We start from the raw sequence: 22,582 nt of genomic DNA, 5'->3' as shown, positions 1-22,582 counted from the left end.
CGCCTGGCCCTTCTTCGGCTGGCTGGAAGATGATTTTAACTGTACCGCTAAAGTTGTGCCGATGCTGCTGAAGATAGTATGCTGTACCAAGTGCGATCGCAGTATGTCCATCATGTCCACAAGCGTGCATCACTCCATCATGCTGCGATTTATAGGGAACCTCATTCAGTTCTTGAATTGGTAAAGCATCCATATCAGCCCGAATCGCCAACACTTTATCAGAACCGGGTTTGTTTCCCTTAATAATAGCCACAATACCAGTTTGAGCTATCCCTGTTTCATGCTCAATTCCCCATTCTTGCAACTTGCTCGAAACCAACTCAGCCGTGAGTTTTTCTTTAAACCCCAACTCTGGTTTTTGATGCAGTCGCCGCCGCCACTCTACCAATTGCGGTTGCAATGAGCGAATTTCCAGACGAACGCGAGATAAATCAACAGAAGAGTTGGGAAAAGTGGAAACCATGATCAAAACAAGCTCGTTTGAGTAAAGCTAACTGAGATTATTTTCCAAGTTTAATCTTTCTCAAAGAGTTCAGCGTGAATATTTCATCTGTGTTTTTTGGGGAATGCGGATTTAATTCAATACACTAACCTGCTATATAAAACCTAGACAAAACTAGACTTTACTTTCTACTTCAACGGGAGCATGGGAGCAGTTATCCCTCAGTAGACTTTCACGCCTTAGCCAGACGCGATTGTGTTCCAATTAAGTTTCTGAAAAAGACTACCACCATCATTGCTTGGTTTTCGCGTCGGCAATAGTCTCAATTCAATACTTGATATCACCGTATTATATATCAAGTAGTTGATTTTTTCCTAAAATATATATTGATTTTTGTCAATATAAGTATAGTTTTGTCTATGAAATTGTCAACTTAGGACTTGCTCACCCCCAACCCCTCTCCTTGCTTTCGCGTAGCGTCTCCCTTTGGGAGAAGGAGAGGGGAGACTTTGCGAGTCAAAGGCTACATCAGCTTAATCTTTCCCAATCGAGATGGGATGCTACTTGAGCGAGTTTATCCAAATCTTCTAAATTATCTAAATAAGGCAAACAACCTAAAACTGGCGTATGAGTTAGGGATTGAATCAAGTCTGATGGTGTCAAGTCGGCGATTTCCGCATCTGTACGGGGTTGTACGCAATTAAGCACAATACCTTTAAGATTTACCTTTGATTGCCTAGCTAATGCTACATTGGCTACAGCTTGCGCGATCGCACCTAATCTGACTGGGACTACTAATACCGTAGGTAAACGCCAATCTCCCGCCAAATCAGCCACTGTCAACTCATTCGTAATCGGTGAACCTAAACCACCCAAAGCTTCTACCAGAACGAAATCACGCTGCGATCGCAATCGAGAAAAAGCTTGCCACACCACACCTAAATCTAAACTCCGATTTTCCTTCGCGGCGGCGATGGGAGGGGCGAGGGGTGCTGTAAAAGACAAAGGTGTAATTTCCTCAGCCGATTGCTGTAAAGAAAATAACTTTTGATATAATTCGCGATCGCCTATCCCCGATTGAATCGGTTTCATAATTCCCCAGCTACGCTGCGGATAATACTTTTGCCAATAGGCTGCCAACGCTGTAGTTAAAACAGTTTTGCCAGCCTCCGTATCAGTACCAGTAATCAGTAATGTGTTCAACAATCTCTTCGGTGATTACTTTCTAAATATGCACACTGCGATCAATTGTAATACATCGTAGTTAGGAATTCGTAATTCGTAATTAAGAACTTCAGAAGCCTGCTTTATAATTGTGGCGTGCTATCAGTAGGGGTGTTATTTTCCCCGCCAAAGTTTGGTCTAAGTATAGGCGGTGGTGTTGGAGTGAGAAATGGCGTTTCTTCTGTAGGTGTTTCTGTGGGTGTCGGGGTGGGAACAGGAATTGGCGCTGGCGTTTCTGTCGGTGTCGGAGTTGGCGTGGGTGTTTCTGTCGGTGTTGGTATAACCGGGTTTTCTAATCTCACATTGAGACTGTAATCACTTGCGGCAATTTCTGGCTGTGGAATTAACTGAATAATATATCTACCAGTATTCGGCAATATTCCCTCATAACTTGTAACTTCCTGAGCATTAGTCTCAACTGGTTCTTGATTTCCATTTAAGACTGTGAGCAAAATGCCACTTCCTTGGTCAATAAATGCCGTTAACTTGGCTCCTTCTTTCCCAAAAAATGTGTACTGAATGATTTGATTTTCCTGAATCGTGTCTTCAACTGTGGTGATATCAGATGCATTCAAAATCAGACGCTTACTAAATATCACAGGTTCAACACTGGTGGGTGTGGGTTCTGGCGTTGCTTCTGGTAGTTCTGGTGTTGGTGTTTCCTCGCCATTTACCACTGGGGACGGGAAAGTTTGTGGTGGTATTGCATTTGGTGGTTCAGTGGGCTGATTGCGGATAGAACTGACCAATGCCCAAGAACCAACACCCGCTAAAATGACTATTGCACTACCAATCGCCCCAAGTGCTAATGGACTATCTAAGATTGAACTAGAGCGACTGGGTGGAATTACTGGCTCATGTTGGCGAGGCATAACCGGGGGTGGTACTGAGTCGGGACGACCACCGACAGCGATTGTTTGGACTTGGGATAGTTCTGGAGTCGGAATACTGGGTTTTTGCAGAATTTGTAATGCTTGAATCACATCCGCCGCACTATAGAAGCGATCGCCTGGTAGATGACTTAACATCTTATTGATAACTTGGGCAAATTGTGCATTCACCTGTACCAACTCTTGCCAATTCCAAGTTAGTTGGGTGGTATCAAATAAATCAGTTGGTTCTTTACCAGTCAACAAAACTATCCCTGTAACCGCCAGTGCATACAAATCAGTATGAGGGTAAGCTTCGCCTGTGTGCATTTGTTCAATGGGAGCAAAGCCTAATTTCCCCACGCTGGTGATTGGGGTTGTACTATTGGGAAACTGTAAACGCGTTGCTAATTCCTTCACCAGTCCAAAGTCAATTAACACTGGCTTGGTATCGCCATCGCGCAAAATAATATTTTCCGGTGAGATATCCCGGTGAATAATCCCTCGACTATGAATATGCTCTAAAACTGGCAGCAACGAGCAAATCAACTGCAATACTTCAGCCTCAGTAAAAGTTTGACCAGCAGCTAGGCGTTCACTCAGCAGAGTCCGATAACTTTTACCAGCAACGTAGTCCTCAACTAAAAATAAACGTTGGTCTTCCTCAAATTTTTCCCGAAATTTAGGCACTTGTGAATGTTCGATCTGATATAAAATTGCAGCTTCTCGCTGGAAAAGTTCTTGTGCTTTCTCCCAAGCATCAGCCTGGGTGGCTGAAATCAATTCTTTAAGCGCGCACAATTCGTCAAAGCGGCGCTGGTCTTCTGCTAAATAGGTTCTACCAAATTCCCCTTGTCCGAGAGTGTCGATGATCCGATAACGGTTTTGTAGGATAGAACCAACTGTAATGGGTGCTTGCATGATTAATTAATGTAATAGCAGCTAGAGAAGAACGAACTTACAAAGATAAATTCCAGCAGGGAGGTAATAAATTCCGTGTTAGTACGTGCTAAGTAAGTCTTTTAAGACTTATTTAACTCTATTTTTCCACTTTTTTATCAGTAAGTATGTGTGAAAAATGGCAAAAATCTACTCTGAGTCCAATTAACTAACTACCTGCGGGAGATTAATCTCAGCGTTTTTTGTGGGTTCATGAGTAAAGAGTCCATACGTGAAAACCACCATGTAGAGATAGCATCAGCCTTCAAGCATCACAACTCACACCAGCTAAATTCGCCACACCTAAGAATTTTTTGGGTGATTTAGTATCAAAAATCTAGTCTGCTAGTTTATAATTTTGCAGCTAGTATCATAGTGTATTCAGCAAATATTCAATTTTCCTTGAGGAATTTATGCGCCAGTGTTGCTACTGTCTCTGTTCCAACAATGGTTTGTTCACCAAAAGGACTACAACATGAGCCAAAAATAATTATATTGAGAAATGTTTAAAGTTTGGATGAAAGCTTTAAGAAAACTCACAGATGTTTTTTTAGGCCATTTCAGTTAAATCTACTAAATATCTAATGATAATATTGCCATGAATGCACATCGAGGTTCTGCTGTGCTGAGTTCTGCAAGTTTAAAGGTGCAACCAGCTGCCACAGGACTGACTGAAAATCATCGCCTGCGGCTATTTTCTGGCTCTGCCAATGTACCACTGTCTCAAGAAGTCGCTCGTTACCTGGGTATGGACTTGGGGCCAATGATTCGCAAAAGGTTCGCGGATGGAGAACTATACGTTCAAATTCAAGAATCAATTCGCGGTTGTGATGTTTATCTCATCCAGCCAACTTGTCAACCGGTTAACGACAACTTAATGGAATTGCTGATTATGGTTGATGCTTGTCGTCGCGCCTCTGCACGACAGATAACCGCAGTAATTCCCTATTATGGCTATGCTCGCGCTGACCGCAAAACGGCAGGACGAGAGTCAATTACGGCCAAATTGGTGGCTAACCTAATTGCTAAAGCTGGGGCTAGTCGGGTTTTGGCTATGGATTTGCACTCGGCGCAAATTCAAGGCTATTTTGACATACCTTTTGATCATGTTTACGGTTCGCCTGTAATTTTCGATTATCTGGCTAGTAAGCAACTGTCTGACATTGTGGTAGTTTCTCCCGATGTCGGCGGTGTCGCACGCGCCAGAGCGTTTGCTAAAAAGCTGAATGATGCGCCATTGGCCATTATCGATAAACGTCGTCAGGCTCATAATGTGGCTGAAGTGATGAATGTCATCGGTGATGTCAAGGGTAAAACAGCCATTTTGGTGGATGACATGATTGATACTGGCGGCACAATTAGCGAAGGCGCACGGTTGTTGCGTCAAGAAGGTGCAAGTCAAGTATATGCCTGTGCCACTCATGCTGTGTTTTCGCCACCTGCAAAGGAACGTTTGTCAAGTGGTTTGTTTGAGGAAGTGATTGTCACCAATACGATACCTATACCAGAATGCGATCGCTTTCCGGAATTAGTGGTGCTTTCGGTGGCTAATCTTTTAGGTGAAACCATCTGGCGTATTCACGAAGATACTTCAGTAAGTAGTATGTTCCGTTAACAAAGACAATACTGTTTTTGTAGTTACAATTTGGTATCAAAAAATATGAAGTTTGAAGTATGGATTTTTCCGCCTTCAGCCTTCATTTTTTATTATTCGCTGGTGTTGAGGTCTATTTTTAAACGTAGACGCGCTAGCGGCTTGCCGCAGGCTACCACAGAGGCGCAGAGGACACGGAGAAAGAGAGTAAGATTATAGCGGATGTCCGTACTAAAATGAAGGTGTGAATTTGAGGCTGCATTACGGCTGATTATTTATTTGCCAAAATTAGTTTAGGAGTACTTGCTGATGGCACTTTCGACTCAGGTAAATTCCCAGCTTTCTCTCACAGAATTTCTGCAATTACCAGAAACTAAACCAGCTAGTGAATATATCAACGGCAGCATCTATCAAAAACTAATGCCCCAGGGAAAACATAGCAGAATTCAAACTTGTTTATCAACTAGTATTAATCAGGTGGGTGAACCCCAGCAAAAAGCGTTAGCGTTAACCGAGTTACGCTGCACCTTTGGGGGACGTTCTTTAGTTCCAGATATTGGTGTGTTTGAGTGGTCACGCATCCCCACTGATGCAGATGGAGAAATTGCCAATAGGTTTGAAAGTTATCCAGATTGGACAATTGAAATTTTATCCCCTGACCAATCTCCTAATCATGTAATTAATAAAATTATTTTCTGTATTAACCAGGGGACTAAATTAGGTTGGTTTATTGACCCTAATGATAAATCGGTGATGGTATTTCAACCGCATCAATTACCTGAAGTTAAATACAATAATGATATATTACCTGTTCTCGATGTGTTGACAGATTGGCAGTTACAAGCAAGTGATATATTTAGTTGGTTGAAGGTGAGATAATCAAGCTTATATTTAATGGTTCAGAGGAATCAAAGAATAAAAGGATTAAAGATTACACTGTGTCAGTTTTGAGGCTAAAGCATATACTCGACTCAAATCACCATACCAATAATCACCAAACCACCCTGGCTTCCATACAAAGCCTAAAAATTCTAGATATGATGGTAAATGTCCTTTTGAAGCATCAAGACTGAAGGTAAATTGAGAGTATTTAATCCATGAGTTATTCACACGCCAACCAACACTATTACCAAATTCATCTATATTTCCTTTCACACGCTTCCAAATAAGATTTTGGACACTAAAGCCAAAAAGTCCATTGCTGTAATGTATCCAAAGTTGATCAATTATACGTAAATCTTCACAGGGAATTCTTTTTATTGATTCCGAGTCAAGCCAGCGTCCGTTTCTGGGACAAGCTATAGAAACCAAGAGATTGCTAGTTTCTATATCTGCACCTATCCAGTTACCATTTGCCAGTAATTTATGCAGCTTATAATAATCAAAGTTTAGCGGTGGAATTGTGGGATTAAAATCTAACAATTTCAACCATTCCTGTACTGACTGAGGGCGATTTTCTGGTTTTAACGCCATCCCCTGGAGAATTGCTTGATTTAGGCGATCGCTAATACTAGAATTAATCTGTTTTGGTGCTGTTAATTGCGTACCAATCGCCCGAATGGGAGACATTGTAGGAACTTCTCCCGTTAACATATAATATAGCGTTGCAGCTAAAGCATAAACATCAGTGTAAGCACCTCGTCTTGCTCGCTTATCATATTGCTCAATTGGTGCAAAACCATCAGATAAAAGTTGTGTATGCGTCTGTGTTAAATTGGGGCTAAAATCCCGCGCAATGCCAAAATCAATTAACACTGCTTCTGATTTACCAGAACGCAACATAATATTTTGTGGTTTGATATCCCGATGCAGTAAGCCCTGATTATGAACTACTATTAGTGCTTCGCCAATTTGCTGAATATAGCGTAATGCTTCCGCTTCCGACAAAACACCTTGATTCTCCACCCGACTGGCTAAATCTTCCCCATCAATATATTCCATCACCATGCACCACAGCACATCCTCATGAATCACTTCATATATACGCACAATATGAGGATGACTGCATCTAGCTAATTTGATGGCTTCATTTAAAAAATCTTGCTGAAACTTGGCAAAATCAGGACGGCGTTGCACTTGCTCATTCAAGGTTTTAATTACAACTAATCGCCCATTATTATCTTTAGCACGATAAGTGATTCCAAATCCACCTTCGCCTAATTCTTGCTCAATTAGGTATTTACCGCCCTGCAATTGCTGTCCTGATACCCAAGCCATGATTTGCCAGTCTACAAATTTGGTGTTAATTGTGACACGTTTATAGAAAAAATTCTCAAAAAAATTATTTATTCTTGAAGAGCCGAAAGAAAACCCCCCGGAATTGTGTAGATTACGCTAGAATTATTAAAGGTTCTTTACAGAATTTGCTAAACATAAACAATTCTGTTAGAGCAACTGAGCATTGAAAATTGAATCTGAAAACCCCCTCTTGAGTTCACTAAAAGCTCCTATGACGCTCCCAATTCGCAACGTCGCCATTATCGCCCACGTTGACCACGGCAAAACTACCCTGGTTGATGCGCTCCTCAAACAATCTGGTATTTTCCGAGAAGGTGAAGACGTTCCGGATTGTGTCATGGATTCCAACACCCTAGAACGGGAGCGGGGTATTACAATTCTTTCTAAAAATACAGCCGTTCGTTACAAAGAAACCTTAATCAATATTGTTGATACCCCAGGACACGCCGACTTTGGCGGCGAAGTGGAACGGGTACTAGGCATGGTAGATGGTTGTCTGTTAATTGTAGATGCTAACGAAGGCCCTATGCCTCAGACGCGCTTTGTATTGAAGAAAGCGTTGGAAAAAGGATTGCGCCCCATCGTTGTCATTAACAAAATTGACCGCGCCCAAGCTGACCCCCACGTTGCTGTGGATAAGGTTTTGGATCTGTTCCTGGAATTAGGCGCAGATGAAGACCAGTGTGATTTTACCTATCTGTTTGCTTCCGGGATGGGCGGTTTCGCTAAGGAAAGCATGGAAGCAGAAGCGGTAGATATGCAGCCCCTGTTTAATGCGATTCTGCAACACGTTCCACCTCCTGTCGGCGACATCAACAAGCCTTTGCAATTGCAAGTTACTACCCTAGATTATTCTGAATATCTGGGACGGATTGTAATTGGTAGAATCCACAATGGTACTATCCGGGCTGGACAACAAGCGGCTTTGGTAACAGAAAATGGTACAATTGTCAAGTCCAAAATTACCAAATTGATGGGATTTGAAGGACTCAAGCGGGTGGAAATGGAAGAAGCCACCGCCGGGTATATTGTGGCTGTGTCTGGTTTCGCTGATGCTTATATTGGGGAAACGATTACTGACCCCAACGAACCTCAAGCCTTACCACTAATTAAGGTGGATGAACCCACTTTACAAATGACCTTCTGGGTAAATGATTCACCTTTTGCTGGTCAGGAAGGTAAACTGGTGACATCTAGACAAGTACGCGATCGCTTGTTCCGTGAATTAGAAACTAACGTCGCCCTCCGAGTCGAAGAAACTGATTCTCCCGATAAATTCCAAGTTTGCGGTCGGGGTGAATTACACTTGGGTATCTTAATTGAAACCATGCGCCGTGAAGGTTTCGAGTTCCAAGTATCTCAACCACAGGTAATTTTCCGAGAAATCAACGGTCAACCTTGCGAACCTTTTGAACTCCTGGCGTTGGATGTACCTGAAGATGCTGTTGGTAGCTGTATTGAACGCCTGGGACAACGCAAAGGCGAAATGCAAGATATGCAGGTACTTGGAAACGGACGCACTCTACTAGAGTTTATTATTCCCGCCCGTGGTTTGATTGGTTTCCGGGGTGAATTCATGCGGATGACTCGTGGTGAAGGAATCATGAACCACAGTTTCCATGATTATCGTCCCCTGTCTGGTGAAATTGAAGCCCGGAACAAAGGCGTTCTCATTGCTTTTGAAGAAGGTGTTTCGACTTTCTACGCGATGAAAAACTCGGAAGATAGAGGCGCATTCTTTATCACTCCAGGTACTAAAGTGTATAAAGGCATGATTATCGGTGAACATAATCGTCCTCAAGATTTGGAATTGAATGTTTGTAAGACGAAGCAGTTAACCAATCACCGTGCTTCTGGTGGTGAGGAATTGGTACAATTGCAAACACCAATAGATATGAGTCTAGAAAGGGCTTTGGAATACATCGGTCCTGATGAATTGGTGGAAGTTACACCTGATTCGATTCGTTTGCGGAAAGTAACGAAGAAGTTCGCTAAACGGTAAGAACCTCACCCCCAACCCCTCTCCTTACTAAGGAGAGGGGAGTTTTTTAATAAATTATCTGTGTTCATCAGTGTTTATCTGTGTTCATCTGTGGACAAAATTTTCCTAAATAGAAGAACCTCACAAAGGGAGACGCTATGCGAAAGCAAGGAGAAGGGAGTTTTTTTTGCTAAACTTTGGCTATGGCGGGATTTGGTAAACTGACCTTTAAGCGATGTAACATTGCCGATCGCGCTTGTAAAGCTAGACTATCATCTAAGGGTGATAATGATATATGTTCCTGATATTTTAGCCGCAACGCCGTTTGAATCAACCAGTCAGCGACGAAAGGATTTTTTGGTAATAGCGGACCGTGGGAATAAGTGGCGATCGCATTCTGATAAAATGCTCCCTCAGTACCATCTTCACCATTATTACCCAAGCCATACACCACACGCCCCAAAGCTTCCACCTTCCCTAACTTAGTGCGTCCCCCGTGATTTTCAAAACCGACTAAATAAGGTTTACTCCCCGTCATGTCTTCTAATTCCTGCGCCAGACGAGAAGCTGTAACTTCAATAACTAAGTTACCAATACAGCGCTGAGTATTTTCACCAGGATGAACAGAGACTAAATCGAGGATACCTAAACCTTCAATGCGTTGTCCCAAAGCAGGTTCATAATATTTACCCAGCAGTTGGGGAGAACCACAGGTAAAAACTCCTGGTGTGCCATTTTCGATTTTATCCCGCATAGCATCAGCTTTCGCCCCTTGCAAATCACGCATGACGATTTCCTGCTGACGGTCTTGTGCGCCACCACCAACTATAATATCTACAGCTTGAATATCCGCATCTGTGGAATTTTGATCCAGTGCTACCACCTGGACATTATACCCCCTCCACTGGGCGCGACGTTGGATAGTAATCACATTACCGCGATCGCCATAGGTACTCATCAGCGTAGGATACAACCAGCCAATTATTAATTCTAAATTTTCCGAACTCATAAAACCTCACACATAACTAATAATTTTTATCAACATATACTGTAATTATCCGGTGTATATCGAGAAAAGGAAGAGGAATTTTACTTGTTTTCGTTATACATCCGATCATTGGCTAAAGTATTATACTGTGCAAGCATCTGGAAGTGTGAAATCAGCATATCTCATTTGTGATAATTTCGTATTTTATGTAACAGTTTTTTTGGTTACATTGTCACGAGAGTTACAAAGTATTGATTATGCATTGTATTTACACAATTTAAATCGTCATAAAACTTACTTCAAAAATATTTATCAAATTTTAATTATAAATTATTAAAAGTCGAGTATTGTAATTAAATGCTGATTTTAAGTCTAAATGGAGATTATTTATGCAAGTTATTGAAGCTCCTAATATTGCCGTAATTGCTTCTGAAAATGCGGTTCCTATTGAGCAATTACCTCCTATATGGCAAGATATAGCCGCAGGAGTAGCAAATGTAGGACTTGAGAACCCAAAAATTTATGTGGAAATGGCGCAATTATTCCAATATAAACTGGCGCAGGGTGATGTAGACCTATTTAATGAACGTCCAGAATTAGCTCATTTTAAATCGGCATTTTCTCAGCTATTTGGACAACTAGGTTATGAAACCTTAGAATTTTACGGACATGACTTTTTAATTGATAGCTATCCCAATTTTTCCCAAATTCTTGAAGATGTGAAATCGAAGGGAAGAGAATATACAGATGAGGTAAAAGTCGCCCTCATTGGGATGGAACTTTTTAATGAGTTTGGCTATGAATTACCTGCTAGTTTCTATCATGTACATTTAGCGCCAATTTACCGAGATCATGTATTTGAAGAACGGGCTTTACGCTTTGATAAACGAGATATCGTACACAAGCGTTCTTGGGATGCTGTGTTACACGCAGGAAAAGTTTTTGCTATCCAAATGAAAGTGCAAAGCATCGCTTCTAAATACGGTTTTACCTATCATCATGGTTGTGGTTGTAATTCTCATTTATCCTCTATTGATATATCTGAGGGAGAATTTAACTATGAAATTAGTCCTGAAAAATATCAAAGATGGATAAGAAGTTTTATTTGGACTGCTTGGTATGAATATGCTTTCTTTCCCATAGTTCCGAATACGAGTAATTTGGTATAAGAAACCTCACCCCCAACCCCTCTCCTTACTAAGGAGAGGGGAGAATATGAACCCACGCAGGTGAGTTTTGTCTGTGTAGGTGCGATTTCTAAGGGTTCCAGGACGAGTAATTTAGTATAAGGAACCTCACCCCCAACCCCTCTCCTTATCAAGGAGAGGGGAGAATTTAACACAATATCGTGTTAGAGAATTTTTCTACCTGTGAGAACTTCTCGCACTTCTAACATGGCGGAATAGGTGGGGAGAATGTGGAGGGTTTCATTTTCTGGGGTATGCTTTAAGGCAGTTGCGATCGCCTGACGCAAATCCTCTTCTACAATTAAATTAAGCGTACTCTCACCCGCATTTTCACTATAGCGCAGACGTAACGCTAAATCATAGACGCGATCGCCACTCACAACTAAAGTTCCTCCCCGTTGGACTAACTTTTCTGTATCTACGTCCCAAATCCATGATACATCAGTACCATCAGGCGTGCGATCGTTTAAAACCAAAAGTGTAGTTTTATCGCTGCTTTCAGTCACGACGCGAATGGTTTCATTTGTCCCCACCGGATTTTTTGATAACAAAATCCGCACCCGCTTATTATTAATTACCAAATCTTCAGCCCGACCGAAAGCAGCTTGAAAATTGTTAACCGCATCTCGAATTATCGCTTCCTCAACGCCTAACTCTTTTGCCGCAGTCACAGCCGCTAAAGTATTATATTTGTTATATAAACCCACCAAAATCTGTGACCATTCGCTGCTTTCTAGAGTCGGTTTACTCTTGCTAAAACCACACTGGGGACAAGTAAAATCTCCCAAATGGGACAAATATACACCTTGATAATCGAGAGAATGTCCACAACTAGGACAATAAATCGAATCGACAGCGTGAGGAATAGCTTCCAAATAATGTTCTGGTTCATTCATCCCAAAGAATAACACCTTTTGGGGTAACTGCTGACCAAGATAAGATAAAGTCGGGTCATCAGCATTGGGAATAACCACCGTTTCCAGTGGGAGAGTAGAAATCACCTTCGTCCAGCGCTTACTAATGCTGTCTACTTCCCCATACCTATCCAATTGGTCGCGGAATAAATTTAAACAAAGAATAATCCTCGGCTGGAGAGGTTTTAAAACTCTGGGTACAATATTCTCATCTACTTCCAGAATAGCGTAGTCAACATTCAACGTCCCCAGCAAGGTAGTATTTTCTATCAACGCAGTCATCAAGCCATTTTCCAGATTTGCGCCTGTAGAGTTATGGGCGATACGATAACCTTGGCGTTCTAAAATTGTACATAAAAGCAGCGCTGTGGTAGTTTTGCCATTAGTCCCAGCAATGAGAATTACCCCATTTTTAACTTGCTGACTCAATAATTCCAACAACCGGGGTTCAATACGACGCGCAATTGACCCTGGTAATACACTAGCAGCACCCAGACGCAGCGACTTTACTATAAACGTCACACTTTTAGCCACTGACACCGCGAAACCGAGTCGCAGTCTATCTATAAGTTGAATTTTATTTCCCACATCCGTACCTTAACTTCTGGCGGTTCCTAATTTATAATCTTTAATTGACAAATTTAATCTACTTAGTACAGCACAGGGTAAATAGCACAATTATCTAAAATTAACGAAAAGCCCATAATAACAACTTTTTGACTTTTGACTTTTGACTTTTGACTTCCGCCTTGCGGCTTCCCCACTCCCATACCTCTAAGCGTTATCTTAAAATATAGTGCTTGAGTGTAAATACATATCCAGCCCAGTTTGACAAATTCAGCACAAACTGATGAAAATTAATAGCTTGCAAGGTTCCGTTTGATGAAAAGCATAAAGTTTCTTTTTTTACATAAAACAATTGCGGGCTGGCGGCGAAGACTGTCCCAATGCTTGTTGTTGCTTGCTTGTCTATTGATGATAAATATACAACCTGCACTTGCTGGTATTAATGATGATGTTTATGATGGTAACATTTTCGTGATTTATGCTGGCAATGGTTCGCTGGTTCCGCCCAGACAGAGTTTAGCAAAAGCCTTAGAAGAAAATAAGCCTGTATTCTTAGCGTTTTATGTCGATGACAGCACTGATTGTAAAAAATACGCTATTTCCATTTCACAGGTTCAGGAATTCTACGGACGAGCCGCAGAAATTATCCCCATAGATGTGGATACCATCCCTGTTAAACAAACTTATGAACCCACTGAACCAGGATACTATTATTCTGGGGCTGTGCCTCAAGTTGTAGTCTTTGATAAATCAGGTCAAGTACTTTTAAATAAAACAGGACAAGTACCTTACGAAGAAATAGACGATAAATTTCGAGAAGCGTTTGATTTATTACCCCGCGCCGAATCTTTGCCATTACAGCGACGTTCATTCAACGAATTTAGTAGTGAGTTAGCCGAATAACCTCTTAGGGTAGACCAAATTGGTCTGCCCTGATTTTTAGTTTTCTCTGATACTGCATTCCCCTAAAGGAAAAGCGATAATATGAAAATTAAAGACCAATGACCAATGACTAATGACTAATCATTACTAGAGTGTGTTCTGATGTCAAAGGTTTATACTTCCGAAGAGTTAATTCAAATTTTGGCAGATGAACGCCAAGCCTGTCTCACAGGAAAACGCCTAAAATTAGAGGTGACAGTTTCTGGTAATCCTGTTATTGACCAGTTTATCAAAACTGATGGGCTGCAAAAATTCACCGCCTATCAAGATTTTAAAGCTGCCATTCACGATTATCAACAAGAAAATCAAGTATCAGGTATTGTCTGGAGAGAAATGACAGTCAAGGGTAAAACCTTACATTATCCAGAAGTCGATACCGAATTAATTGCCCTTAGCACAGACTTGGAAATAATTCAAGCCTCCAAAAATACCATATTAGAATTTTGGTATGAAGTCACTGCGGGGATGGATTTGTACTTGAGTTTTAACAACAATAAACAACACCAAAAAATTCTCCAGCCTGATGTGGAAAGAATTGCTCAAACCACCGAATGGGCGAGTTTATGGAAGTGGGAAAATTCTAACTTTCTGGAAATGATTTTGCAACTAGGATGGGGTCAACCAGAAGAAGCCCGTTACAAACGCGGAAGACCGCAATCGGGAAGTGAGCAAATTCACGCTGTAAATCCCGGAAATCATCCCATTGGTTAATTAACTTAATTGTTTTCTAGTTCTTTTCTTGCAAATCTACCAGAAATATGCTATGGTTTACTTCTGGACATGGGTGACTAGCTCAATGGTAGAGCATCAGACTCTTAATCTGCTGGTTCTGAGTTCGAGTCTCAGGTCACCCACTATCAAAATCTTGTGGTTTTCTCTGACTTTTCTTTCACTTAACCTTATTTTATCCTGAAAACTGCTACTTAGGGTAAATAGTCGATTGAGATAAAGTTATTGCATCTCATTGTTATATAACCTGCAACTATTGATTTATTGCTAACCTATCCGAATAATTTATCAAGCTTTAGCACATAGGTTGATCACATAACTACTCACGCCACACTCGCCTGTAATGCCTCTGCTTTAAGTTTCAGGTAGAAATAGTCATACAAGATGATATTGGCTGTTTTAGATGCAGCTAAAGCTAGTGTGGTTTAAATGCTATTCAATAAATTTAAGCGGCTGTTTCAAATTGCTATTGCATGGCAACAATAACATTGCATAGGAGTTCAGAGTAGATGCTAACTAACTCCAGCTTGCAGGAAGATTGCAGCTTCAGACTCAGAAATTACCGCATTTTTACGGAAATTTTCACCTAGTGGGCATAAAACGAAAGGGTTACGGTTGTTCCTGGGAACTTAACCCCAACCCAGTGTAGGTAATTGACTGATAACTTTCATCAGATATTGTGTCAAGGTGAAAGCATCTACACCTAATTCTGTGCGTTCTTGGGCTGCTAAAATACCAGCTTGAGAATGCCACCAAGCCCCAGTTGCTACAATATCTTCTACAGGAATTTCTTTAGTTGCTGCTTGTGCTAATAATCCGCCTATTAACCCTGTCAATACGTCGCCACTACCACCACGGGCTAAAGCTGGTGTACTTTCGGGATTAATCCAAATTGCACCTTGGGCGTTAGCGATCGCAGTTCTCGCCCCTTTTAATAACACTACAGCCCCACTTTGTACAGCCGCTTCCTGGACTGCCTTTACCCTGTCCTGCTTAGGGTCAGCAATATCGGGAAATAAGCGCTGAAATTCCCCTGTGTGGGGTGTGAGAACTGTTAGTGCTTGACGCTTTTTTAATGTAGGTATGGTTCCCATCTGTGCTAAAATATTCAAACCATCAGCATCGAGAACTAAAGAAACTTCGCTAGAAATCACCTCTGGGAAAATGGGGGTAGCATCTAATGTTAAACCAGGACCACAGGCGATCGCATTAAAAGAACTCATATCAGTTTTTTGGGGTAATTGCAAATGTGCGATCGCTCCCGTTTCCGTCTCTGGACAACCTATAATTAAAGCCTCCGGCAAATGCGATACTAAAAGCGGCTTTAAAGATTCTGGCACAGCAATTGAAAGCATACCCACACCACTAGCACGCGCACCCAAAGCCGTTAAAATTGCCCCCCCTGCATAGCGACGGGAACCACAAATCAGCAGTAAATGACCTTCCTTATATTTATGCGTTACTGGTGGACGAGGTAAAGGTAAAGTTAATTTTACTGTTCCTGGGGTAATGCGTTTAATTCTGGGTGTATCCCCTAAAACAGCTTCCACATCAGCCCAAGGAATATCAAAATCAATTAACTCAGCTTTGCCAATATATTCTAAAGCTTGGTCTTGCAAAAAAGCCAACTTCCATAAACCCAAGCAAAACGTGTGAGTCGCCCGAATAGCAGTGCCTAACACTTCACCTGTATCAGTGTGTATACCAGAAGGGATATCAATACTCAAAATCGGCTGTTTCCATTGATTTAGTTGATTAATTGCCAAAGCAATATGATCAGTAATTGGTCTTTCTAAACCAAAACCAAACAAGCCATCAATCAAAAAATCACAATCAGGCAATTGCTCAACATCGTGATAACACGGAATACCTAAACTTTGAGCATATTGTAAATGCTGCGAAGTTAACTCCTTCAACTGAGAAAAAGGAGAATATAGCCAAACTACATACCCGCGAAAGTATAATTCACGAGCGACAACCAAAGCATCACCACCATTATGACCAGGACCGACCAAAATCCCGACACGAGATCCTTCCACTTGCTGAACACGAAGAGCAATTAATCCCGCCACCTTTTCCATTAAAGCCGCCACAGGCATTCTTGCAGCAAAGATGCGCCCTTCAACATCCCGCATTTGCCTAGCGGTGACTACCACTTGTGAAACTTGTGCTTGTCTATCTTGCATCAGTCCTGAGTCCTCAGCTTTGAGTCCAGAAATTTGAGGTTTTCACCCGAAAACTGCTGTAATTCACCTACCGTAGTAAACCCTAGAGTTACCATATCCTATTTCTAGCAGATATTTATTCCATAACTCTGCAACTTTCCGTGTCGGAAAAGGTCCTACAGCGACGTGTGAACCCCGTGGTCGTTTTCTTTCCAGCACAAGAGCATACTGTTGGCTAGTACGCCTAATATTATCTGCAATAAAAGGTAATTCTCTAGAATCGGCAGGAATCACAGCATAATAGCCAGAATCTTGTCTCGAATTGGGGGGAGTTGGCATTGGCTGTTGTCCAGGAGTTACAAAATCAGTTCCTTGACCATCACTAAAGTTCATGATTTGTGCATTATTGATACCGAATGACCGTAATTCTCTCACCCGACTTTCAGCATTAAATAGTTGACTAAAAATTCCTACCTGAATCACAGAACGTCCTTGATACTGACGAATATAAGCTGTAGGTTCAATTCGGCGTACTTGCTGCAAAGTCTGAGTGTTACTACTATTAACCAATACTAAGTAACGCTGAAAATTCTGTGCTTGGAAGGGCTGAATGTTTGGCTGATACCCAAATTCTACTCCTCCCATTGAGTCAAAATTAGGTACTGGCGGTAAACTTCCCCAATCAGTTGATTGTCCAGTACCAAAGCCAACGATTTGTGCATTATTGATACCGGATGAGCGTAATTCTCTGACCCGATTTTCTGCATTAGCTCTTTGACGAAAAGTTCCTGACTGAATCACAGAACGTCCTTGGTACTGACGCATATAAGCTGTAGGTTCAATGCGGCGTATTTGCTGCAAAGTCTGAGTGTTACTACTATTAACCACTACGGAGTAACTCTGAAAATTCTGGCTATATTGATTAACCTCCAGTGGTTGATATATCTGAAAGTTCTGCTGATACTGAAATTCTACTCCTGGCATTGATTCAACATTAGGTACTGGGGGTAAAATTTGAGCCACTGTGTTATTAACCCATATTTGTGCCAAACTACTTTGGGGAATCAGCGCCAAAAAGCTTCCCAATAATAAGGACATAATCCCAAAGGCAGTAAATTTACCCGATATGTGATTGTACATAGTAGTAACAAGAACCCTAGATAATTTCTTTCAGGAAGGAATAAATGCAGTATCGTAGCAGTTATCTTTTTTATAGTGTTAGCGTGAACTACCCACACTGACTTGGAGTACCAAGTACAGTGTCGGCTTCTGTACTCACAGGGGAATGCCGCAACTTAGACTTTCGCCCCAGCTTTGGTCTGACATCCCCTCCTACAGCAGAGACGGCTGAACCTTCCGCCTTGATCATTTCGACTGCGGTTCCATCGAGCGAAGTCGAGATGCTCAATGCAAGCATTCTGATCCCCTCGGCTCTAATATTGAGCGCTGCGTTTCCATCACGGTCATGATGAGTACCACAATGAGGACAAGTCCATTCCCTCACATCCAATGGCATCTCACGCACTTGATAGAAACAATTAGAACAGAGCTTGGAACTGGGGAACCATCGATCAATTTCAACGAACTTTCCACCTTTACGCTCTAGCTTATAGGCTAGAAAATTGGTGAACGTTCCCCATCCACAATCAGAAATTGCCTTCGCCAAATTGTGATTACAAACCATGCCTTTGACATGAAGATTCTCTACTATGACAGCTTGGCTATCGCTGACCAACTTATAACTCAGTTTATGTAGAAAATCTTGCCTAGAATTGCTAATTCGTTCATACACTTTAGCGACAATTTTACGATATTTATTTCTTGAACTACTCCCTTTTTGTTTACGGGCTAACTTTTTCTGCTTACGCTTGAGGTTTTTCTCATGCTTGGCAAGGTGCTTAGGATTATCATATTTAGAAACCTTTTCACCATCAGTTACAACAGCAAAGTGCTTCAAACCTAAATCAATACCATAGATCTTAGGACTTACGCAAGAACTCTCTGAAACCTTCTTAACTTCGTGTCCTTCGTGTCCTTCGTGGTTCGTTTTTCCATAATTTTGCGTAAGTCCTGGATCTTACCGAATGTAATAGTTGGATTTTCTCCTTCTACTTCAGTCAGGATAGATGCGAAATATTTACCTGATGTTGTTTTGCATACAGTTACAGTCTTGATTTTCCCCTCAATAGTCCTATGTATTTTGGCTTTGACTATGCCAATATTGCCTGGAAGTTTGACATTGCCATCGACAATTTTGACGTGTTGAGGATACTGAATAGACTGTTTACCATGCTTAGATTTGAACTTAGGAAACCCAGCACGCTTCTCAAAAAAGTTTTTGTATGCTGTGGTTAGATTGAGTGTTGTTGCCTGTAAAACTTGGCTATAACAATCGGCTAACCATACAGTCTCTTCTGCCTTTTTGAGCGCCGGAAGAAACGCGTTGAGTGCTACACGGCTAAGTCCCTTGCCCGTTTCTCTGTAAGTTTCAATTGACTGATTTAGAGTGTAATTCCACCACCAACGAGCGCAACCAAATGTTTGAGCTAGTTGTATTTCTTGTTCTTTTGATGGATACAAACGGACTTGCACAGCTTTGTGTAACACTTAACATCACCTCCTTGATTGGAATAATTTATCACAAGTTGATATTGCGGTAAAGTAGTCTAATCAAATAAAATCATTGGTGATTCCGCACTACGTGCCGCTACGCGAACATACATCCACCTTATATCCCACCACTGATTCGTCCTTCCCAAATTCAGTGGGGGACTTACGGCGTAACAGTTAAAATGTAGTATGTTCAAGTGGCAACAAATACATTAAAAATTAGGTAAAATTTACGGTGGGTTTACTAAGGAACTGAAGTGCTTGACTAGCAAGGCTTTGAAGATATATGTGCTATAATTGGACAGTCCCGCAACTGTAGTGTGGCTGGGATTGCATTCAACTCTAGGTAAAAAGTAAAATTAATATTTTGCCATCAAGCTGTTGAAAATGGATTTTTATTGACAGCCAATAGCTTAAAAAGATTTAAGTATATGAAAAAAGTCGTCGTTGGTCTTTCTGGTGGTGTTGACAGTTCCACCGCCGCAGCTATTCTGCATCATCAGGGCTATGAAGTAATTGGTTTGACTCTTTGGCTAATGAAAGGTAAGGGTCAATGTTGCTCTGAAGGAATGATCGACGCGGCTGATATCTGTGAACAGTTGGGGGTTCCCCATGAAGTTGTGGATATTCGTGAGGTCTTTCAAACCCAGATTGTCGATTTCCTGGTGACTGGTTACAGCGCTGGGATTACTCCTCTGCCTTGTTCTCAGTGTAATAAGACGGTGAAGTTTGGGCCTATGGTGCAGTATGCTCGTGAAAAGTTAGACTGCGATCGCATTGCTACTGGTCACTATGCTCAAATTAACTATGATGAAGCTACTGGACGTTACCAGTTATTAAGGGCTGTTGACCGTAACAAAGACCAATCTTATTTTCTATATGATTTGTCTCAAGAGTTACTAAAAGCAACAGTATTTCCTCTAGGAAAACTCGATAAAGCCGACACCCGCCGCATTGCTGCTGAATACGGGTTAACCACTGCAAATAAGCCAGAAAGTCAAGATTTGTGTTTAGTGGAAAGTAACGGCTCCATGCGGGCATTTCTGGATAAATATCTTGCGCCCAAACCGGGGGATATTGTGGATGTCGCTGGGAAAGTTTTGGGACAGCATGATGGTGTCCATCACTACACTATTGGACAGCGCAAAGGTTTGGGAATTGCGGCGGCTGAACCTCTGTATGTGATTGAATTAGATGCAGTTAATAATAAAGTGGTTGTAGGCGATCGCACCAAGGGAACTCAACCAGAATGCACAGTCAATCAAGTAAATTGGGTTTCTATGGCTGAACCATCCACACCCATTCGCGCCGAAGTACAAATTCGTTATCGTTCTAGCCCCACACCAGTGACGGTGATTCCTCTGGAAAATTCCCGTGTGCGTTTGGTGTTTGATGAACCGCAATTCAGCATCACCCCCGGACAAGCTGCGGTCTGGTACGATGGCGATAAAGTCTTAGGTGGCGGGATTATTGAACAATTTAGCTAAGATTCGACAGCGCAATTTAATCACAGAAGACCTCTCTCCAAACCTCTCTCCTTGTAGGAGCTACTGTGTACACACAAGTGATCTGATCCCCCTAAATCCCCCTTAAAAAGGGGGACTTTGATTCTAATTCCCCCCTTCTCAAGGGGGGTTAGGGGGGATCGAAACGCTGTTAGGCAACTTGATAAGACTTGTGTGTACACCGTAGCCTTGTAGGAGAGAGGCTTTGAATTCTCCCCTTTCCCTTGTAGGGAAGGGGGTTGGGGGGTTAGGTTTCCACCGCGTGAAAAGTCGGAAATTCCAATGGCTTTAATTTGGGCTGAGACTGTTGACTTTTGATGAGTTGACAGTGTACTATATAAATAATGGAAAAGGTGCGCCCATATATACCCTTTTCAGCAAAAATATTCCTGACTAATTTTGTGTTTAGCGGCGTAGCAGCAGAAAAGTAATTAAGCCGAGCAAAAAACACAGCGCCAATTTTAACCACCGTTGTTCAAACAAATTCTTGAGTCTATCTTTCCATGAGGCTGAGTTGATTTCGGCTATGCGATTTTGGGCAGATTCTTGTAACGGTGCATAGTTAATGGTGCTGGCGAGTGCAATTGCATTATTTAAGGAATTAATTGCAGCATCGGAATCTGCCATTTTTAACTGGACATCGGCAATAAACAGCAAATTACGACTTTGACTATAAACACTGCCAATTTGGGTGTAGAGGTTTTGGGCTGACTGGAGATATTCTAGTGCTGCTTGGGGTTCTGGTTGTAATTTACCAAACTCTTGCAGAACGTTAGCTTCACCCAAGCGATCGCCTATATCGCGGTAGAATTTTAAAGCATCTTCGTAGCGTTCTAAAGCTTGGTCACTACGTTTGAGAAACTGCAAAACATCGCCAATGGCTTTTAATGTATTAGCTTCACCCAAGCGAGCGCCTATATCGCGGTAGAATTTTAAAGCATCTTCGTAGCGTTCTAAAGCTTGGTCACTACGTTTGAGAAACTGCAAAACATCGCCAATGGCTTTTAATGTATTAGCTTCACCCAAGCGAGCGCCTATATCGCGGTAGAATTTTAAAGCATCTTCGTAGCGTTCTAAAGCTTGGTCACGTCGGTCTAGAAACTGCAAAACATCGCCAATGGCTTTTAATGTATTTGCTTCACCCAAGCGATCGCCTATATCGCGGTAGAATTTTAAAGCATCTTCGTAGCGTTCTAAAGCTTGGTCACTACGTTTGAGAAACTGCAAAACATCGCCAATGGCTATTAATGTATTTGCTTCACCCAAGCGAGCGCCTATATCGCGGTAGAATTTTAAAGCATCTTCGTAGCGTTCTAAAGCTTGGTCACGTCGGTCTAGAAACTGCAAAACATCGCCAATGGCTTTTAATGTATTTGCTTCACCCAAGCGATCGCCTATATCGCGGTAGAATTTTAAAGCATCTTCGTAGCGTTCTAAAGCTTGGTCACTACGTTTGAGAAACTGCAAAACATCGCCAATGGCTTTTAATGTATTAGCTTCACCCAAGCGAGCGCCTATATCGCGGTAGAATTTTAAAGCATCTTCGTAGCGTTCTAAAGCTTGGTCACTACGTTTGAGAAACTGCAAAACATCGCCAATGGCTTTTAATGTATTAGCTTCACCCAAGCGAGCGCCTATATCGCGGTAGAATTTTAAAGCATCTTCGTAGCGTTCTAAAGCTTGGTCAC

General features: G+C 41.8%; 16 protein-coding genes, 1 tRNA gene and 1 pseudogene. 8 read left to right on the top strand and 10 right to left on the bottom strand.

Annotated features, from left to right (window positions below; all coding sequences use genetic code 11):
- From NSP_RS13885 to NSP_RS13875, 3 genes are all read right to left on the bottom strand, one after another.
- The coding region (locus tag NSP_RS13885) for a M20 metallopeptidase family protein (RefSeq protein ID WP_017804160.1) at positions 1-463 on the bottom strand (463 nt) is incomplete at its 3' end.
- Positions 464-970: 507 nt separating this feature from the next.
- Positions 971-1,645, bottom strand: a complete 675-nt coding sequence (gene bioD, locus NSP_RS13880; RefSeq protein WP_017804159.1) for a dethiobiotin synthase — start codon at positions 1,643-1,645, stop codon at positions 971-973.
- A 104-nt stretch (positions 1,646-1,749) separates the two neighbouring features.
- On the bottom strand, positions 1,750-3,456 hold the full coding sequence (locus tag NSP_RS13875) for a serine/threonine-protein kinase (protein ID WP_006197701.1): 1,707 nt from the start codon (positions 3,454-3,456) through the stop codon (positions 1,750-1,752).
- A 616-nt stretch (positions 3,457-4,072) separates the two neighbouring features.
- Here NSP_RS13875 and NSP_RS13870 point away from each other — a divergent pair.
- Both NSP_RS13870 and NSP_RS13865 read left to right on the top strand, forming a co-directional pair.
- Positions 4,073-5,089, top strand: a complete 1,017-nt coding sequence (locus NSP_RS13870) for a ribose-phosphate pyrophosphokinase (RefSeq protein ID WP_006197702.1) — start codon at positions 4,073-4,075, stop codon at positions 5,087-5,089.
- 288 nt (positions 5,090-5,377) lie between these two features.
- Positions 5,378-5,947: a Uma2 family endonuclease gene (locus NSP_RS13865; protein WP_006197703.1), complete on the top strand. Its 570-nt coding sequence runs from the start codon at positions 5,378-5,380 to the stop codon at positions 5,945-5,947.
- Between the two features lie 45 nt (positions 5,948-5,992).
- Here NSP_RS13865 and NSP_RS13860 read toward each other — a convergent pair whose 3' ends face one another.
- Positions 5,993-7,285: a serine/threonine-protein kinase gene (locus NSP_RS13860; RefSeq protein ID WP_006197704.1), complete on the bottom strand. Its 1,293-nt coding sequence runs from the start codon at positions 7,283-7,285 to the stop codon at positions 5,993-5,995.
- A 232-nt stretch (positions 7,286-7,517) separates the two neighbouring features.
- Here NSP_RS13860 and typA point away from each other — a divergent pair, with 232 nt between their 5' ends.
- A complete protein-coding gene (gene typA / locus NSP_RS13855) occupies positions 7,518-9,308 on the top strand; it encodes a translational GTPase TypA (RefSeq protein WP_042202599.1) in 1,791 nt (596 codons plus the stop codon).
- Between the two features lie 169 nt (positions 9,309-9,477).
- Here the strand turns inward: typA and NSP_RS13850 are convergent, their stop codons facing one another.
- Complete coding sequence (locus NSP_RS13850) at positions 9,478-10,296, bottom strand: type 1 glutamine amidotransferase (RefSeq protein ID WP_006197706.1); 819 nt, start codon at positions 10,294-10,296, stop codon at positions 9,478-9,480.
- A gap of 368 nt (positions 10,297-10,664) precedes the next feature.
- Between NSP_RS13850 and NSP_RS13845 the strand changes: the two genes are divergently transcribed.
- Positions 10,665-11,444: a hypothetical protein gene (locus NSP_RS13845; protein WP_006197707.1), complete on the top strand. Its 780-nt coding sequence runs from the start codon at positions 10,665-10,667 to the stop codon at positions 11,442-11,444.
- Positions 11,445-11,626: 182 nt separating this feature from the next.
- Here NSP_RS13845 and NSP_RS13840 read toward each other — a convergent pair whose 3' ends face one another.
- Entirely contained in the window at positions 11,627-12,964 is a 1,338-nt protein-coding gene (locus NSP_RS13840; RefSeq protein ID WP_017804158.1) for a Mur ligase family protein, read from the bottom strand.
- Between the two features lie 294 nt (positions 12,965-13,258).
- Between NSP_RS13840 and NSP_RS13835 the strand changes: the two genes are divergently transcribed.
- The 3 genes from NSP_RS13835 to NSP_RS13825 all read left to right on the top strand — a co-directional run bounded on the left by NSP_RS13835 (position 13,259) and on the right by NSP_RS13825 (position 14,739).
- Positions 13,259-13,846 (top strand): thylakoid membrane photosystem I accumulation factor, encoded by a 588-nt coding sequence (locus tag NSP_RS13835; protein WP_017804157.1) that lies wholly within the window; start codon positions 13,259-13,261, stop codon positions 13,844-13,846.
- Between the two features lie 141 nt (positions 13,847-13,987).
- Positions 13,988-14,596 carry a hypothetical protein gene (locus NSP_RS13830; protein ID WP_006197710.1) on the top strand — a complete coding sequence of 203 codons (609 nt, stop codon included), beginning with the start codon at positions 13,988-13,990 and terminating at the stop codon, positions 14,594-14,596.
- Between the two features lie 71 nt (positions 14,597-14,667).
- Positions 14,668-14,739 (top strand) — tRNA-Lys (locus NSP_RS13825).
- A gap of 504 nt (positions 14,740-15,243) precedes the next feature.
- Here the strand turns inward: NSP_RS13825 and NSP_RS13820 are convergent.
- The 3 genes and pseudogenes from NSP_RS13820 to NSP_RS13810 all read right to left on the bottom strand — a co-directional run bounded on the left by NSP_RS13820 (position 15,244) and on the right by NSP_RS13810 (position 19,386).
- Complete coding sequence (locus NSP_RS13820; RefSeq protein ID WP_006197711.1) at positions 15,244-16,800, bottom strand: bifunctional ADP-dependent NAD(P)H-hydrate dehydratase/NAD(P)H-hydrate epimerase; 1,557 nt, start codon at positions 16,798-16,800, stop codon at positions 15,244-15,246.
- A 63-nt stretch (positions 16,801-16,863) separates the two neighbouring features.
- Entirely contained in the window at positions 16,864-17,919 is a 1,056-nt protein-coding gene (locus NSP_RS13815) for a hypothetical protein (RefSeq protein WP_231859471.1), read from the bottom strand.
- 88 nt (positions 17,920-18,007) lie between these two features.
- Positions 18,008-19,386, bottom strand: a pseudogene (locus NSP_RS13810) (RNA-guided endonuclease TnpB family protein).
- Between the two features lie 434 nt (positions 19,387-19,820).
- On the opposite strand from NSP_RS13810, the gene mnmA reads away from it, so the two are divergent.
- On the top strand, positions 19,821-20,876 hold the full coding sequence (gene mnmA / locus NSP_RS13805; protein WP_006197715.1) for a tRNA 2-thiouridine(34) synthase MnmA: 1,056 nt from the start codon (positions 19,821-19,823) through the stop codon (positions 20,874-20,876).
- A 423-nt stretch (positions 20,877-21,299) separates the two neighbouring features.
- On the opposite strand, the gene NSP_RS13800 is transcribed toward mnmA, so the two are convergent.
- The coding region (locus tag NSP_RS13800; protein ID WP_017804156.1) for a tetratricopeptide repeat protein at positions 21,300-22,582 on the bottom strand (1,283 nt) is incomplete at its 5' end.

The organism is Nodularia spumigena CCY9414 (assembly GCF_000340565.2).
In the GTDB taxonomy this organism is placed as follows: domain Bacteria; phylum Cyanobacteriota; class Cyanobacteriia; order Cyanobacteriales; family Nostocaceae; genus Nodularia; species Nodularia spumigena.
Note: the sequence above shows the minus strand (reverse complement) of the source record. Positions and strands in the feature narration are given on the sequence as shown.

Coding starts and splice junctions, on each gene's coding strand:
- typA (WP_042202599.1), top strand. CDS start 7,518: ATGACGCTCCCAATTCGCAACGTCGCCATTATCGCCCACGTTGACCAC.
- NSP_RS13850 (WP_006197706.1), bottom strand. CDS start 10,296: ATGAGTTCGGAAAATTTAGAATTAATAATTGGCTGGTTGTATCCTACG.
- NSP_RS13815 (WP_231859471.1), bottom strand. CDS start 17,919: ATGTACAATCACATATCGGGTAAATTTACTGCCTTTGGGATTATGTCC.
- NSP_RS13835 (WP_017804157.1), top strand. CDS start 13,259: ATGAAAAGCATAAAGTTTCTTTTTTTACATAAAACAATTGCGGGCTGG.
- NSP_RS13870 (WP_006197702.1), top strand. CDS start 4,073: ATGAATGCACATCGAGGTTCTGCTGTGCTGAGTTCTGCAAGTTTAAAG.
- NSP_RS13875 (WP_006197701.1), bottom strand. CDS start 3,456: ATGCAAGCACCCATTACAGTTGGTTCTATCCTACAAAACCGTTATCGG.
- mnmA (WP_006197715.1), top strand. CDS start 19,821: ATGAAAAAAGTCGTCGTTGGTCTTTCTGGTGGTGTTGACAGTTCCACC.
- NSP_RS13820 (WP_006197711.1), bottom strand. CDS start 16,800: ATGCAAGATAGACAAGCACAAGTTTCACAAGTGGTAGTCACCGCTAGG.
- NSP_RS13845 (WP_006197707.1), top strand. CDS start 10,665: ATGCAAGTTATTGAAGCTCCTAATATTGCCGTAATTGCTTCTGAAAAT.
- NSP_RS13865 (WP_006197703.1), top strand. CDS start 5,378: ATGGCACTTTCGACTCAGGTAAATTCCCAGCTTTCTCTCACAGAATTT.
- NSP_RS13860 (WP_006197704.1), bottom strand. CDS start 7,285: ATGGCTTGGGTATCAGGACAGCAATTGCAGGGCGGTAAATACCTAATT.
- NSP_RS13830 (WP_006197710.1), top strand. CDS start 13,988: ATGTCAAAGGTTTATACTTCCGAAGAGTTAATTCAAATTTTGGCAGAT.